The 15044-nt window shown below is 60.5% G+C and carries 12 protein-coding genes and 2 tRNA genes; 6 read left to right on the plus strand and 8 right to left on the minus strand.

From position 1 onward, the window contains the following. Nucleotides 1-209: 209 nt before the first annotated feature. The 3 genes from F8E02_RS07990 to F8E02_RS08000 form a co-directional block, all read right to left on the minus strand. Nucleotides 210-1817, minus strand: a complete 1608-nt coding sequence (locus F8E02_RS07990; protein ID WP_317064964.1) for a P-loop ATPase, Sll1717 family — start codon at nt 1815-1817, stop codon at nt 210-212. A gap of 479 nt (nt 1818-2296) precedes the next feature. Continuing rightward, nucleotides 2297-2368 (minus strand) — tRNA-Ala (locus F8E02_RS07995). Between the two features lie 61 nt (nt 2369-2429). Then, a complete protein-coding gene (locus F8E02_RS08000; protein WP_317064965.1) occupies nt 2430-3554 on the minus strand; it encodes a nicotinate phosphoribosyltransferase in 1125 nt (374 codons plus the stop codon). A gap of 137 nt (nt 3555-3691) precedes the next feature. Between F8E02_RS08000 and F8E02_RS08005 the strand changes: the two genes are divergently transcribed. After that, the gene (locus F8E02_RS08005; protein ID WP_317064966.1) at nt 3692-4363 is read left to right on the plus strand and encodes an MTAP family purine nucleoside phosphorylase; all 672 of its coding nucleotides are present in this window, start codon (nt 3692-3694) and stop codon (nt 4361-4363) included. After that, nucleotides 4360-5676 carry an amidohydrolase gene (locus F8E02_RS08010; RefSeq protein ID WP_317064967.1) on the plus strand — a complete coding sequence of 439 codons (1317 nt, stop codon included), beginning with the start codon at nt 4360-4362 and terminating at the stop codon, nt 5674-5676. The genes F8E02_RS08005 and F8E02_RS08010 overlap by 4 nt, the downstream gene beginning before the upstream one ends. An 18-nt stretch (nt 5677-5694) precedes the next feature. Here F8E02_RS08010 and F8E02_RS08015 read toward each other — a convergent pair whose 3' ends face one another. The 4 genes from F8E02_RS08015 to F8E02_RS08030 all read right to left on the minus strand — a co-directional run bounded on the left by F8E02_RS08015 (nt 5695) and on the right by F8E02_RS08030 (nt 11328). Beyond that, entirely contained in the window at nt 5695-7020 is a 1326-nt protein-coding gene (locus F8E02_RS08015) for a hypothetical protein (protein ID WP_317064968.1), read from the minus strand. A 269-nt stretch (nt 7021-7289) separates the two neighbouring features. Next, nucleotides 7290-8561 (minus strand): protease inhibitor I42 family protein, encoded by a 1272-nt coding sequence (locus F8E02_RS08020; RefSeq protein WP_317064969.1) that lies wholly within the window; start codon nt 8559-8561, stop codon nt 7290-7292. 206 nt (nt 8562-8767) lie between these two features. After that, the gene (locus F8E02_RS08025; RefSeq protein ID WP_317064970.1) at nt 8768-9604 is read right to left on the minus strand and encodes a 4Fe-4S ferredoxin; all 837 of its coding nucleotides are present in this window, start codon (nt 9602-9604) and stop codon (nt 8768-8770) included. Nucleotides 9605-9627: 23 nt separating this feature from the next. Further along, nucleotides 9628-11328, minus strand: a complete 1701-nt coding sequence (locus F8E02_RS08030) for an AMP-binding protein (RefSeq protein WP_317064971.1) — start codon at nt 11326-11328, stop codon at nt 9628-9630. A 94-nt stretch (nt 11329-11422) separates the two neighbouring features. Here F8E02_RS08030 and F8E02_RS08035 point away from each other — a divergent pair. After that, nucleotides 11423-11575: transfer RNA gene (locus tag F8E02_RS08035), tRNA-Trp, on the plus strand. 114 nt (nt 11576-11689) lie between these two features. Here the strand turns inward: F8E02_RS08035 and F8E02_RS08040 are convergent. Beyond that, nucleotides 11690-12250 carry a DUF421 domain-containing protein gene (locus tag F8E02_RS08040; RefSeq protein WP_317064972.1) on the minus strand — a complete coding sequence of 187 codons (561 nt, stop codon included), beginning with the start codon at nt 12248-12250 and terminating at the stop codon, nt 11690-11692. A 185-nt stretch (nt 12251-12435) separates the two neighbouring features. On the opposite strand from F8E02_RS08040, the gene F8E02_RS08045 reads away from it, so the two are divergent. From F8E02_RS08045 to F8E02_RS08055, 3 genes are all read left to right on the plus strand, one after another. After that, on the plus strand, nt 12436-13617 hold the full coding sequence (locus F8E02_RS08045; protein ID WP_317064973.1) for a bifunctional 5,6,7,8-tetrahydromethanopterin hydro-lyase/3-hexulose-6-phosphate synthase: 1182 nt from the start codon (nt 12436-12438) through the stop codon (nt 13615-13617). A 321-nt stretch (nt 13618-13938) separates the two neighbouring features. Continuing rightward, nucleotides 13939-14091, plus strand: a complete 153-nt coding sequence (locus F8E02_RS08050) for a hypothetical protein (RefSeq protein ID WP_317064974.1) — start codon at nt 13939-13941, stop codon at nt 14089-14091. 2 nt (nt 14092-14093) lie between these two features. Beyond that, entirely contained in the window at nt 14094-14660 is a 567-nt protein-coding gene (locus tag F8E02_RS08055) for a GNAT family N-acetyltransferase (RefSeq protein WP_317064975.1), read from the plus strand. Nucleotides 14661-15044: the final 384 nt, after the last annotated feature.

The raw sequence follows: 15044 nt of genomic DNA on the forward strand, positions 1-15044 counted from the left end.
ATTAAATAGAATCTCGGCAATTACGTAATCAAGGACATAATTTCCTAAAAACTCTAACTGCTCGTAGTTGTCACACTTGATTCCCCCTGCGATAATTGAGCAGTATACGATGTCAGACTACTGATACGGCTTCCCATTGGATATCGCCACATGGGGGGGACCGGGAGGGGATGCCCCCCTCTTGACAGAGGCGTTTCTGGATGACCTCATTATAAAATTTGTTTTCCAATGTTCAAAGCTTTTCGCATTCCAATGAATATTCTGTATTTAGAGTGAGTTTTAACTTTTGGTGCTAGATTAGCATAAGTTCTCTGTTTATAACAGAATTTCCCGAAATCTTCATTGCGAGTCCGTTCTAGATAACTGATTATATTAAGGTCATATAGCAACTGTAAAAATGTATCTGCATCAGAGCAGAATGGCGGGATCTTATAATTGTAATCGTAAGTATACTCAATTAATTTAAAAAATGCACTATTGAATTCAGAGTAATTAAAATCAGATTTACCGTTCAAGAAATCGAAAAACTTTTTGAACACTTCAAAGTCCTTTTCCGAATAAAAAAAGGACATCTGGTCTTTGATCTCTCCTAAATAATAGTCTGCCAATTGTCTTTGAAAATCTGTATTTTTAAAATCCTCATGAGAGAATGCTTGAGTAGTCTTACCTTTTCTATTAACTGATATATCCCTTAAAATGTTCATCATCGTGACAATATCTCTTGGTCGATACAAGGAGTGTCTTAAGATGCCGATGAATGAATCATCAAAATCATGGTTACTACTCCTACGGGCAGATCGATTTGGAATTTTATATGGGAAGTAGTAATTCCACGCCGCTCCAGACTCAAGGGCTTCATCTTGCTGAGATCTTAAGAGATTGTCGGCTATGCTGAAGATGTAAGAAGTTCGGTAATTTTTATCCGTAGTATTCCAATCTAATATCACGGAATTATCCCGCAATCTGTTATTTTGGTTTTGTAGTCCGAATTTGTTAAATATATCGGGTCTAACCAGCAATACTGCTCTTAAACTGCCACTATCACTTCCTATCAAAGAGAAGAAATCATTATTAACGGTCCAAATTGCATTAGCTAGCCCCTTTATACAATCCAAGTAATCCTCAAAGGCGATGCCATATGGCTTAATATCGATACCATCAAGGAATAAAATATGATTCTTGGTTAAATTAAGGGTGCTTAATGCTTCTCGAAACTTTTGCTTTATGGTCATTAATTTTACTTGATATCGATGCTCTGTCGATTCGAGCGTTTTTTTATCCTCACCACCGAATTTAAAGCCTGCTGGATCGTACTTAGAGAAAATTTCTGCGGCAACAGCAGAGTTTTCAACTAGTTTTATTGCAAAAGGAATTTCAGGAGAGAAAGCCGATTTGAAAAATTCCCTCATTATATCTTGTAATTGCTTAAACTTTAAATACTTACTAATAAAGTTTGGCTCTTCATTTTCGAGGATTTGCTGGGAAATTAGGAAGTAAATAATTATTTCCCATATATCTCTATAGTCTGAGAGGCTCAGCTGATTTTCTTGTTTCAGCGTGACAAATTTATGATATTCCGTTTCCCTTAAAAATCGTATGGCGCCGTAATTCTCCTTATAGGCATTATTAGAGAAATACACTGCATATGCAGTTTTACCAGTCCCTTTCTCCCCTACCAAAAAATAAACATTGTCGTCACATAATTTGTCTAAAGCGTCAGTATGTATGAATATTTTATTAAACAGTTCTCTGTCTCTTGGACGCTTATAATTTTCAGCATCATTATAGCCTAGATCTAAATTAGCAATGGGAAGCATGCATCATCCTCTGAACAAATATTCACGGATCTAACTCAATATAAACCCTTTTAAATTGAATTAATATTTTAAATCTTAAATGACAGGATTAAATCCTAGATACAACACTGAACATCTAAAAGTTGCATGTTCACACTCTTTCTGAAATAGAGTAGCACAGCCTCCTCAGCAGCCGCGTACCGCATATCTCACAGCGTATGTTACTACCTCCTTAAGACCACCTGCCGTCCGTGCATGATCACCGGAGTGTACGTACAAAGGTGCAAGTGTACGTACACTCAAAACGGATGAAGCAGAGAACATGCCAAGAAAACCTCAAAAACGGCGTATCCGGAAGCGGATCTAAATCACCGTCTCCCCGGAAGTCCACGATTACCTGAAAAACCGCGTTGGCAATGCCAGTAGATTCTTGGATGCGCTAACCAGAGATGCTATTTCCGGAATACAGCCTGTGATATTTTTTCTATCACGAAAAAGGATGGACCGAGCGGGAATTGAACCCGCGGCCTCTTCCATGCCAAGGAAGCGATCTTCCCCTGATCTATCGGCCCCTGTTACCCTACTATGTTGATCGCGATCGGTTAAAAAGGATTCCGGCCCCTCGCCCCCCTATCACTCATTTTCAAGGCCCGAAAGCCGGGAGAGCACCCGCTCCCGCGCATCCTCCATCTCCGGGCGCGCGACCACCGCGCCGCCCTCGATGCACCGGGAGAGGAGCGGCGCCCCTCCCTCCGGCGCTGGAGCCCGGAGAGGCAGCGTGACCCGCCGGCCCTCCGCCGTCTCGTAGACCTGCTTTACGCCGCTCCGCTTCCCCCGCTTCGCGTAGGGCCGCCCCTCCATCTCCACGATGTCCATCGCGAAGTCGATCACCGGCGCGTTCGCGATTGCCCCCCCGACCCCGAAGGCGTCCGCGATGTCGTGGTAGGCCGCGACGTCCTCGCGCGAGAGCCCCCCGGAGAGGAAGATCTTCACGTCCGGGTAGCCGTGGACGTCCAGTTCCCAGCGCACCTCCTCGACGATCGCCCGCATGTTCCCCCGCCGCGACCGCGGCGTGTCGAGCCGCACAGCCGTCGCCCCGCATGCCGCCGCCCGGACCGCCTCCACCTTCTCGTCGTAGAAGGTGTCGGCGAGCATGATCCGCGGCACCTCCGGTCCCGCCTCCCGCGCGAACGCCCGCCAGGCATCCTCCTGCCGGGGATAGCACATCACGAAGGCGTGCGGCATCGTCCCCGCGAGCGGGATCCCCTCCGGCGCACAGGTGTTGCTCGCGGCGTCCACCCCGCCGATCCAGGCCGCCCGCTCGACCATCGCCGCGATCGCCGGGTGCTGCCGCCGCGACCCGAAGGAGTAGACCGGCCTGCCCCGTGCCGCGAGCCTGACATGCGCCGCCGACGACGCCACCCCCGAGGCGTGGCAGAGGAAGCCGAGGATCGCCGTCTCGTAGACCGCGAAGTCCCGGTAACGCCCCGAGACCCGGAGGACCGGCTCGTTCGCCGAGAAGACCGCGCCCTCCGGCATCGCGTCCACGTCCACCGGCACGCCCTCCAGGAGTTCGACGACGTCGGAGAGGCCGCAGAAGACTCCCCACGGGTCCGGGAGCGCCGCCGCCGTCACCTCCATCGTGACGTGCGGGTTGACGCCGTCCCGCTCCATCACCTCAGTGACCCGCTCGAAGTAGACGTCGGTGCACCGCCCGTCGCGGATGGCGTCCTCGCCGACCATCAGAAACCTGCGCATGCCAGATCCGGTCGTCGCCGGAGACGTAAACCCTTCCGAACCGTATCGCGAATAGATGGGGTTTTCTGATAAGACGTCGACCCGATAGACTGAATGTCACACGGACGGGCGTATGCACGGGCAGGGTGGGCCTGAAGATGCTCGGGATCATCGGGGGCACGAGCCTCCTCTTCGCCAGACTGCCGCCGCTTGAGAAGAAGACCGTCGCCACCCCCTATGGAAAGGCGGAGGTCTACTGCGGAGACTTCGCGCTCCTCCTGCGCCACCAGCACAGCCTCCCCCCGCACCGGATCAACTACCCCGCCTGCCTCGCCGCGCTCGCCCTGCTCGGTGTGGACCGGATCGTCGCCTTCGGCTCCACCGGCTCCCTGCAGCCGGCGATCCCGCCGGGCTCGGTCGTCATCCCGACCGACTACCTGAGCGTCACCGACATCCCCTCCATCCACGAGTGCAGCATCGGCCATGTCCGCCCCGAACTGGACGCGGACCTCGTCCGCACCCTCGGCGACCTGGTGCCGGAGGCCCGGGTGGGCGGGGTCTACGCCCAGACCCGCGGCCCCCGGATCGAGACCGTCGCCGAGGTCAGGGCGCTCGCCCGCGTAGCGGACATCGTCGGGATGACGGTCGCGAGCGAGGCGACGCTCGCGCTCGAACTCGGGATGCGGTTTGCCGCCGTCTGCACCGTGGACAACTACGCAAACGGCCTCGGCGACGAGACCCTCACCTACGAGCACATCCTCGCGACCTCGCGGGCGAACGCGCAGAGGACCGAGAGGATCCTTGAGAATATCGTGGAGCACCTTGCATGACTGAATCTGACGACATCTTCACCGCCCGGGGATCGGTCCTGATCGCCGGCGCCATCATCGACGGATCGACTGTGGATATCGCGATCGACGAGACCGGGACGATCGCGGGGATCGGGGAGGGCGCGAGGGAGGCGATCGACGTCGACATCATCATCGACGGTTCGGAGAGGCTCGCCGTCCCCGGCCTCGTCAACACCCATACCCACGCCGCGATGAGCCTGCTGCGGGGCTACGCGGATGATATGCTCCTGCAGGACTGGCTCTCGCAGAAGATCTGGCCGCTTGAAGCCCATCTGTCCGGCGACGATGTCTACTGGGGAACGAAGCTCGCCTGTCTTGAGATGATCAAGAGCGGCACCGTCGCGTTCAACGACATGTACTTCTTCATGGACCGGGCCGCAGAGGCCGTCGACGAGATGGGCATCCGGGCGACGCTCGCCTACGGGTTCATCGACCTCTCCATCCCCGAAAAAAGGGAGGCCGAGATCAAAGCGACCGAGAGCCTCGCCCGCCACATACAATCGCTCGACAACCCCCGGATCAGGACGGCCGTCGGCCCCCACTCGGTCTACACCGTCTCCCTCGAAGGCCTCCGCTGGTGCGCGGAGTTTGCGAAGGAGCAGGGGATCGGCATCCACGTCCACCTCGCCGAGACCGAGAAAGAGGTCGTCGACTGCGTCGCGCAGACCGGCAAACGCCCCGCGGCGCTCCTTGACGAGTGCGGCTGCCTCACCCCGCGGACGGTCGCTGCGCACTGCTGCTGGCTCGACGAGGCCGAATGCCGGCTCCTTGCCGAGCGGGGGGTCTCCGCCTCCCACAACCCGGCAAGCAACATGAAACTCGCCGTCAACCGGGCGATGCCCTACCACTGGCTGAAGCAGGCCGGGGCGAACGTCTGTCTCGGCACCGACGGCTGCTCCTCGAACAACAATCTCGATATGTTCGAGGAGATGAAGTTCGCCGCCCTCTTGCAGAAGTTCGCCTGGAACTCGCCGACCCTTCTGCCCGCGGGCGAGGCGGTCACGATGGCGACCGCGGCGGGCGCCCGGGCGCTCGGCACCGGCCCCGGCACCCTGACCGTGGGCGCGCCGGCCGACATCGTCCTCGTCGACGCCCGCGCGGTCTGCAACACCCCGCTCTACCACGCGGACTCGAACCTCGTCTACGCCTGCAACGGCGACGCGGTCATGACCGTCCTCTGCCAGGGCAGGGTCCTGATGCACGAGCGGACGGTGCCGGGCGAGGAGGAGATCCTGGAGGGCGCCGCCGCCGCGGCACGCTCGCTCGTCGGGCGGGCCCGGCAGGCCTCCTGATCCTTTTTTGGTCCGGGCTCAGTACCGGTCCTCGGTGGGGTACCAGTACGTCGGCTCTTCAGTGGGGTACCAGGTCGGCTCTTCGGTCGGATTCCCGGTGGGCTCTCCGGTCGGGTAGACCGGCCCGTAGGTCGGCTGCCCCGCCGGGTAGACCGGTCCCGAGGTAGCTACCGGGCTCGGCCCCGCCGTCGGCTGCGGCCCCGCACCGACGCTGCCGAGGTAGATGTTCCAGGGGCCGTCGTCGTTGCCCATCCAGACGATCCGGTCGCCGGAGATGTCGGGGAAGGCCTGCTCGGCGCTGCTTGACGTCACCTGCCGCTCCTGCCCGCTCCGGATGTCGTAGAGGTAGATGTCGCCGTTCCCGTTCCGGTAATCGGTCCAGACGACGTAGTTGCCGTCGACGACGGGAGCGATCGCCAGCGCCCCCTCGCCGCTGATCTGCTCGATGTTCATGGTGCCGACGTCGAGCAGGTTCACGACGAACGACGTGTTACTCTCGGCCACCCAGACGATCCGGCTTCCGTCGCTCGAGACCGCGGGCGGGCTGGTGATGTTGTTCTGCGAACTCGCGCGCATCGATTGGCCGCTCGATATGGAGGCCCAGGCGAGATCGAGGCGCCCGCCGACCTCGCCGTCGTCAAGCCAGGCGACGGTGTCCCCGCCGACGACCGGGTAGAGCTGGTTGTATGTCTCGTTCGCGAGAAGAAGCGGGGCGGTCCCCCCGACGTCGGTGTCCTGCCAGTAGACTTCGCCCATCCCGGTGTTGAAATCGATACGGTTCCAGCAGACGAGGTTGCCGGAGATGCTCGGCCACATCTGGATCTCCTCGTCGTTCGTGATCTGGCCAAGCCTTCCCGACGCGATATCGTAGAGGTAGATGTCGGTCGTCATCGTCGTGGCGTTCAGGCCGGTCCAGACGGCGGTGTTTCCCGATACGTCGATCTGCCGCATGCCTCCCACGACGTACGTCCCGTTCGGGGGCGGCAAGGTTCGCCCGGTCGAGGCGTCGTAGATCCCGACGGACATGGTGTTGTTGTCATACCAGACCACCAGGTCTCCCGAGATCGCGGGGAACTCTTTGTCCCCCGTCCCGCTCGTGATCGCAGCCTCCCCGGCCTGTGCCGGGGTCGGTCCCGCTGCCGGGAACGTCGGAGTCGGCCCCGGCCCGGCCGGCGTCTGGGTCGGCCCCGTTGCCGGGAACGTCGGGGTGGGTTCCGCCCCGGCCGGGGTCGAGGTCGGGAACAAACCCGGCGGGAAGGCCTGCGCGGAGGCCGCACCCGCGATGAGTCCGACGGCGACGATCATTACGAGAACCGCCGCCATCTTAACCGTGATTCCTCTCATAACTCACAATCTCCCTGATCATACGCATGATCGCTCCCCGCCCCCGGACCGGGGCGAGGCTCCGGCATGAGGGTGGATGTCTGAGTTCCATCGCGGCGCTGAACGGCGGTGTCTGCGGAGCGTTGCGCGTGCTCCGGGAGAATGGGCCATTGGGCGGATGCGGGTGGGAAGGGCTCTCCGTGGCGTGTGCGTCCTGGCCGGATACCCTCACGCTGGTCCCCGATGGCGGCACCTGTATATATGCGTTGGCCCCGGTGCCGGGGGGAGCATCACTCAGCCTGCTCCCCTACGGCCGTTATCGTGAGGTCGAACCGTTTCTCCGTCCCGGTCACGTTCTCCCAGGGCCGCCGGTAGACGGCCGAGAACGTGAATACCCCCGCGTGCTCCGGCACGAGGGTCCAGGTGCGGATTCCCCCGACCCCGACCATCGTCCCCGGTGTCGCGTTCTGCTCGTAGCGGTCGGCAGCGATGGTGAGCCCCGGTGAGGCCGTGGCGTTCCAGGAATAGCCGGTGGAGGGGTTCTCCGCAAGGCTGACCAGGGCCTCGCTCTCCACCGGGACGGTGACGTTCTCCCCGTTCTGCTCCGTGCCGAAGGCGTACGGGGCCCCGGCCTCCTCTTCGAGCGTGAGCAGCCAGATATCCCAGTCTCCCGACCGGTTGTCCATCCAGGCTATCCGGTTGCCCGAGATGCGCGGGAAGGACTGCCATGCGTCGTCGTCCGTGACCTGCCGGATCTCGCCGCCGGCAAGGTCGAGCAGGTAGATATCATCCATGATCCCGCCTGTGAAGTTCTGCCAGATAACCAGATCCCCGGAGATATCGGGATAAAGGGCAAACCCCGGCGAACCGCCGGCAACCCGCTCCTCCTTGCCCGTGGTGAGGCCGTGGATGACGAGCGAGGCTGAACCGTTCCCGATCTCCGTCCAGACGACGCGGTCGCCGGAGACCGCAGGGAAGCCCTGCCTCACGGTGCCGTTCCCGAGTGCCACGGGCTCCCCGTCATCCCGGCTGACGAAGACGGTATAGTCCCCCCCGCTCTCGTCCGCCCAGACGACTGTCCCGCCCGACACGTCGGGGGAGACGATCAGGGGATTGCCCTGCACCGGCCCCGAAGAGACCCGGGCGACGGTGCCGTCCGTCAGGTTCATGGCATAGATGCCGCCGGCGTCGCCGGCCCGCAAGTCGAGCCAGACGACCTTATCACCGTCGATCGCGGGCATGACCTGACCGCCGGGCTCATCGGTGAGCCGGACCTCCGTGCCGGCCGCGATATCGTAGAGCCAGATCTCGGGCGCTCCCGACCGGTTGTCCTGCCAGACGATACGCTCCCCCGAGATCTCCGGCCAGATCGGGAGGCCGGTCCCGTTGGTGATCCGGGTCTCCGTTCCGGCCGCGATATCGTAGAGATAGATGTCGCTGCCGTTGTGCCGCTCGTCGACCCAGACGATCCGGTCGCCATCGATGGCAGCGATGCCCTGGTCGCTCCCGTTCGTCGTCACCTGCACCGGCTCCCCGACCTCTGCCCCGCTCACCCCGACCATCAGCATTGCTATGGCAATGCATACAAAATACAGGGATCCGTCTTTCACTTGTTTTCCCCCGGGGTGAGGGAATATGTGCATAGTATAAAAATCAATTTATTTAAATCGCGGCGGGGTGATGCCCGGGCGCCGTCGGGGTCAGTGTGTGGCCGCGGTTGAAATGGTGGGCTATGTGGTCTCGATCGTTGGTGCGAGGCAGGGGTTCTTTATTGTGGCCGCCGCGACTCGCAGGGCACCCCGGTCTGGCAGAAGCCGCAGCTCGCGACCGGGAGGCCGAGCTCGTCCTCGACGAAGGGCATCGTCGTCTCCCGGATGTACGCGAAGCACCGCTCCTTGTCGTGCCCCTCCGCCGAGATCGCGCCCGCGGGGCAGCGGCGGATGCAGGCGTCGCACCCGGAGGGGCGGAGGCAGTATGCGGTCCTGTCGCTGTAGGGTCGCGGGGTTGCGGGAAGGTCCATCGCGGCCACGACCGACCCGAAACGCACCGCCTTGCCCCGCTCCGTGATCAGGCCGTCGCAGAGACCGAAGGTGCCGAGGGCCGAGGCGTAGGCAGCGTGCCGCTCCGACCAGCGCGAGGCGATCCCGAACCGCTCCGAGGTCTCCCGTCCAAAAGCCGGGAGCCGGGCCGGGGCGACGGCCGGGTATCCGGCATCGGCGAGCACCCGGACGAGACGGTCGCGGATGCGGTCGTTCACCGCCTCCCCGTAGTGGCGGGCAAGGCTCCAGCGCCGCGAAGGGAGAGCGGTGCACGCACGGTGGTCGCGCCGTGTCGCGGCGGTCTGCGGCAGCGCCCAGACGACGACCGCGAGATCGGACGCCGCGACGCCGGAACCCGGAAACCCGATGCGGAACGCCTCGAGGGGCGTCCAGTGAAACGATCCTATCGTCTCCTGAAACTCGGCATACAGCGGATCGTCGCCGCGGGAGACGCCGATGAGCGGGCTCTCCCAGGCGGGCTCGGCGACATCCGGGCCGAGCCGGTTGACGTCCGGGTCGGCGAGGATCGATCGGATCTCCTCGAGGATCTCATAGATGCCGAACATCTCGTGCATGGTAAAAAAGGGAGTTATGCGGTCTCGATCTTCGACGCGTTCTCAAGACCGAGTTCCTCGATCGCCATATCGCGCATCTTGAACTTCATGATCTTGCCCGAGACCGTCATCGGGAAGTCGTCGACGAACTTGACGTAGCGCGGGATCTTGAAGTGCGCGATCCTGCCGCGGCAGAACTCCTTCACCTCATCCTCCGTGAGGGTCGCCCCGCCCTCCAGCCTGATCCAGGCCATCAGCTCCTCGCCGTACTTCTGGTCCGGCACCCCGATCACGTAGACGTCGGCAACCTTCGGGTGGTTGTGGAGGAACTCCTCGATCTCGCGCGGGTAGATGTTCTCCCCGCCCCGGATCACCATATCCTTCAGCCGGCCGACGATCTTGATGTAGTCCTCCTCGTCCATCGTGCCGAGGTCGCCGGTGTGGTTCCAGCCGTGCTCGTCGATCGTCGCCCGGGTGGCGTTCGGGTTGTTGTAGTAGCACCGCATCACGCAGTAGCCGCGGGCGCAGATCTCGCCGGTCTCGCCCCGGGGGAGGATCTTCTTCGTGTTCGGGTCGACGATCTTGATCTCGGTGTGGGGGAACGGCCTCCCGACGGTGGAGACCCGCCGCTCCAGGGGATCGACGGTCGTCGTCATCGTCACGCCGGGGGAGGTCTCCGTCTGGCCGTAGACGATCACGATCTCGGACATGTTCATCTTCTTGTTGACCTCCCGCATCACCTCGGTCGGGCAGGGCGATCCGGCCATGATCCCGGTGCGGAGCGAGTCCAGCCGGAACTTCGCGAAGTCCGGGTGGGAGAGTTCGGCGATGAACATCGTCGGCACGCCGTGGACCGCCGTGCACTTCTCGTCCTGGATGGCCTGGAGGACCGCCTCGGGGCTGAAGACCGGCGCGGGGAGCACCATCGCGGCGCCGTGGGTGACGCTCGCCATGTTCGAGAGGACCATCCCGAAGCAGTGGTAGAACGGCACCGGGATGCAGAGCCGGTCCTTATGGGTGAACTTCATCCCCTCGCCGATGATGTAGCCGTTGTTTAAGATGTTGTGGTGGGTCAGGACGACGCCTTTCGGGAACCCGGTGGTCCCGCTGGTGTACTGGATGTTGACCGCGTCGTCGAAGTCGAGCGAGACCTCGCGCTCCCGGAGCTCATCGGGACTGATGAGCGCGGCCATCTCGTGGAGTTCGTCCCAGGTGTACATCCCGTTGTAGGGGATGTCGCCGAGGAAGATGACGTTCTTCAAGAACGGGAACTTGTCGCTGTTGATCCGGCCCGGCTTCGCCTCGAACGCCTCGGGACAGGACTCGTAGAACATCCCGACGTAGTCGGAAGTCTTGAACCGCCCCTGGATCAGGAGGGTCTGGACCTCGGACTGCTTCATGGCGTACTCGAACTCGTAGGTCCGGTAGGCCGGGTTGATGTTCACCATGATCGCGCCGATCTTTGCGGTGGCGAACTGGACGAGCACCCATTCCGCGTAGTTCAGCGCCCAGATCGCGACCCGGTCCCCGCGCTCCACGTCAAGCGCCATGAGGGCGCGTGCAAGGGCGTCGACGCGCTCGAGAAACTCCCCATACGTCCAGCGGATGTTCTGGTGGACGGAGACGAGCGCATCGCTATCCGGGTGCGCCGCTGCGATTCGGTTCAGCATCTCGCCGATCGTGATGCCGAGCAGAGGTATCTGCGAGTTTCCACACGCGTAACTGCCCTCAACCATTCTATATAAATGAGTGGCGTTACCGTTATATCATTAATGGTTCTCCTCCCAGCGCAACCATTATATTTCCCTGCGCTAATGGTATTGAGGACGGGGGGTCGTGGCCTAGTCCGGAATGGCGACGGGCTCCAGCGGTCTTTGCACGTGATGAACAATGGGTCTGCTGATCGAGAGATGATGACCCGTTGGAGCACTGATGCATGTCGGAGAGACCCGTCGATCGTGAGTTCAAATCTCACCGACCCCACATTCTTATGTTCTTTTGCCGATACCGCAGGGTGTCTTTTTCAAGATTCTTCTCAGGCTGAAACCGGAAGACTCCTGGTTGGCCGGACCTGCCAGTCATCACCGTTCACTCCTTCTACTTATCCTCTTCCGCGGCCGCCGCCGCCCGGTACCTGTCGGTCTCGCGGTAGGTGAGCGCCGATATGTCGCCGTCGCTCTCGATGTAGGCGATCCGCACCTCTTCGATGCCGCCGATGCCCCTCGCACGCAACCGCTCGACGAGTTCGTCGCGGGTCATCAGCTCCCGCCGGAGGCTTCTTTCGATGACCTTTCCGTTCTCGATCACCTTCAGGGCTTCGGGGGAGACGATACTGCGGAACCGCCGGCTCTTGTACTGCCCGATGGAGACGAGCACCGAGAGGCCGAGGAGCGTCGAGGCGCTGACCAGCGCGGCAAGCAGGGAGGTGTCGCCCGCAGTGAACGCCTCCGAGATGCTTTCGGAGATGATCAAGAGGAGGATGAGGTCGAAAGGGGTCAGCTGCCCGAACTCGTGCCTGCCGATGAACCGCATCACGAGCAGCAGGAAGAAGTAGATCACCGCCGCCCGGAGGACAAGTTCGAGGAGCGGCGTCTGGAGGACGAAGAGGTCCGACATGGTCGGGGTGAGCGAACCGGGATGGATTATACCTTTCGTCACCGCGGCGGTATCTCCGCCGGGGGGCGTCCGCACCCATACGCGGCTGCTCGTTTCCGGGGCGTAATACTCCCTTTTGCCGCTCTTCCTCGCGGGAATATCCTCCTGTCGGGCGGGTTTGGGAGGCCAACCGGGAGGTCTTTAATAGAAGCCTCACCAATATTTCTGCAGAATCTGAGGGCATGCATATGTATCTCATCGGTGAAGCACTGGTTGGAGATGGCGCAGAACTTGCGCACATCGATCTCTTGATAGGAAACAAAGAGGGCGCGGTAGGGCAGGCGTTCGCAAACTCCCTCTCGCAGCTCTCCAGAGGCCACACCCCGCTCCTCGCGGTCGTCAGGCCGAACCTGCCGACGAAGCCCTCGACGCTCGTCATCCCCAAGGTCACCTTAAAGAAGGAGTACCAGGTGAACCAGATGTTCGGGCCCGTCCAGGCCGCGGTTGCGAAGGCCGTCGCCGACTCGGTCGAGGAAGGCGTCTTTGAGGGGATCGATCTCGAGGACACCGTCATCATGGCGAGCGTCTTCGTCCACCCGACCGCGCAAGACTACAACAAGATCTACCGGTTCAACTACGGCGCGATGAAGCTCGCGCTCCGCCGGGCCCTCGACAGGTTCCCGAGCGTCGAGACGCTCCTGCACGAGAAGGACCGGGCCGCCCACGCGGTCATGGGCTTCAAGGTCCAGCGCCTCTGGGACCCGCCGTACCTCCAGGTCGCCATGGACCTCGTCGACAAGAACCACATGCGCCGGGTCCTTGAGTCCCTGCCCCAGAACGACCACCTGATCATCGAGGCGGGCACGCCCCTGATCAAGAAGTTCGGGCTCTCGATCATCTCCGAGATCCGCGAGATCCGGCCGAACGCGTTCATCGTGGCCGACTTAAAGACCCTCGACACGGGCAACCTCGAGGCCCGGATGACCGCCGACGCCGGCGCAGACGCCGTCGTGATCTCCGGCCTTGCACCCATCTCGACGATCGAGAAGGCGATCGAGGACACCCGGAAGACCGGCATCTACACGGTCGTCGACATGCTCAACGTCGAGGACCCCCGCGCCGTCGTCGAGCAGCTGAAAGTGAAGCCCGACGTCGTGGAACTCCACCGCGGCATCGACGTCGAGGAGACCGCCTACGCCTGGGGAGACATCCCGGCGATCAAGAAGGCCGGTGGCGAGCGGCTGCTCGTTGCGACGGCAGGCGGCATCCGGCAGGGCGTCGTGAAGGACGCGCTCAAGGCGGGCGCGGACATCCTGGTCGTCGGCCGGGCCATCACCGCGAGCAAGAACATCCAGCACGCGGCCGAAGAGTTCCTCCAGGAACTGAGCACCGAAGAGATCGACCAGTTCAGGATCATGACCGATTTTTAATCGGTCATTACAACTATACACCTATTTTTCGATTAGACTCGCGCGAAGTCTGCGAAGAGCAGCCGCTCATCTGCCTGGCGTGTGGTGAGCTGGATCCGATACACCTGTCGCGAGTCGGGATCCGCTATCATTGCGGGCAGCTGGCGATCGGGGGGCCGTGAAGACCCTGGCCGGAACAAAGAGATTCCTCACGGATGGCGCGACGATCCAGAACCAGAAGGCGTGGGCGGTCCTGGAGATGCGAGAACGGGGCGAGATCTGAACCGGGGCAGGAGAAACCTATTTTATGTACGCCGGGATATTATATCGTATCAGGAGGGGATGGAGACGGCAAAACCGATCGAACTTGGACTTGTCCTGGAGGGTGAAGATGCCCGGCGGTTCCAGCACTACCTGGACCACCCCACCGACACCGATGACGGCCGCGAGCTGATCCGCGAGGCCGCCATCCTTGCCCGTGAGATGCGACTTTGAATATGAAAATACCCTTCAGGGATCTCTTGTTTTCTTTTCTCAATGAAGACATTGACATTTCGTTATTCCGGTGCAGAGAGCCGGACCTGACGGAATTCCTGATCGAGGATGCGCTTGAAAACCAGGTTGCCCGATTGTCGGTCACGCGGCTCGTGTCATATGAAGGGCAGATTGCTGGTTTTTTCACACTCACCAACGACTGTATCATCAGGAAAGGCGTCAGCGATGATGACGGTGAAGAGTGGTATCCATATCCGCATTATCCAGCGCTGAAGATCGCACGACTGGCGACACACCAGGAGTTTGAAGGGCGGGGTATCGGACGGGCAATGCTATTAAAGACGATGGCCATCGCCATGCGGCTCTCGCACTATGTGGGGTGTCGCATGATCACGGTCGATTCCAAACCAGACTCTGAAGGGTTCTACCTGAAGTATGGCTTCCAGAAGGTTCTCGTAAAGCAGAAGGCGAACGCGGTTCCTCTCTATCGTGACTTCTATCGTTCTTATCATGAGGCCGAGAAGGACATGAGCCTTCCTCTGTCGAGTTTCGATGACAGTACGCGGTAATGAACGCGATGTGGCTTGAGAGGCAGATGCTCGACCGAGGTTGCCTCTGCGATGTTCGGGTCTGCGTCCAGCGAGTTCCTCCTGGGCGACGTCAACCGGGCGAGGGTCTGCATCAGCCGGATCTGGAGATGATCAAGATCGGTCGTGATGGTGGCGCCGCCGGGGCTGCCGGGGCGGCCACGCTGCAGGTGTGGGGTAATGTTGCGGTTCGCGATGCGCAGGCAGGGTGATAGAATATAGGAGATGAGGGATTCTAACTTAAAGTTTGAGTGCGCCGACCGGGAATCGAGCTCGCAACTCTTCACGGAGAGGGGGCTTTGTTGTAATGACCGATTATTTGCAGGTAGTTCCGCATCAGGACCGACTTCTAAGGTCGGTCGATAT

The organism is Methanoculleus caldifontis (assembly GCF_032842345.1).
Classification (GTDB): domain Archaea; phylum Halobacteriota; class Methanomicrobia; order Methanomicrobiales; family Methanoculleaceae; genus Methanoculleus; species Methanoculleus caldifontis.

What these genes read in the sequence shown, in the direction of transcription:
- F8E02_RS08045 (WP_317064973.1), top strand. Translation starts at nt 12,436, where the DNA reads ATGTATCTCATCGGTGAAGCACTGGTTGGAGATGGCGCAGAACTTGCG.
- F8E02_RS08000 (WP_317064965.1), bottom strand. Translation starts at nt 3,554, where the DNA reads ATGCGCAGGTTTCTGATGGTCGGCGAGGACGCCATCCGCGACGGGCGG.
- F8E02_RS08025 (WP_317064970.1), bottom strand. Translation starts at nt 9,604, where the DNA reads ATGTTCGGCATCTATGAGATCCTCGAGGAGATCCGATCGATCCTCGCC.
- F8E02_RS08050 (WP_317064974.1), top strand. Translation starts at nt 13,939, where the DNA reads ATGGAGACGGCAAAACCGATCGAACTTGGACTTGTCCTGGAGGGTGAA.
- F8E02_RS08010 (WP_317064967.1), top strand. Translation starts at nt 4,360, where the DNA reads ATGACTGAATCTGACGACATCTTCACCGCCCGGGGATCGGTCCTGATC.
- F8E02_RS08005 (WP_317064966.1), top strand. Translation starts at nt 3,692, where the DNA reads ATGCTCGGGATCATCGGGGGCACGAGCCTCCTCTTCGCCAGACTGCCG.
- F8E02_RS08055 (WP_317064975.1), top strand. Translation starts at nt 14,094, where the DNA reads ATGAAAATACCCTTCAGGGATCTCTTGTTTTCTTTTCTCAATGAAGAC.
- F8E02_RS08020 (WP_317064969.1), bottom strand. Translation starts at nt 8,561, where the DNA reads ATGGTCGGGGTGAGCGGGGCAGAGGTCGGGGAGCCGGTGCAGGTGACG.
- F8E02_RS08030 (WP_317064971.1), bottom strand. Translation starts at nt 11,328, where the DNA reads ATGGTTGAGGGCAGTTACGCGTGTGGAAACTCGCAGATACCTCTGCTC.
- F8E02_RS07990 (WP_317064964.1), bottom strand. Translation starts at nt 1,817, where the DNA reads ATGCTTCCCATTGCTAATTTAGATCTAGGCTATAATGATGCTGAAAAT.
- F8E02_RS08015 (WP_317064968.1), bottom strand. Translation starts at nt 7,020, where the DNA reads ATGAGAGGAATCACGGTTAAGATGGCGGCGGTTCTCGTAATGATCGTC.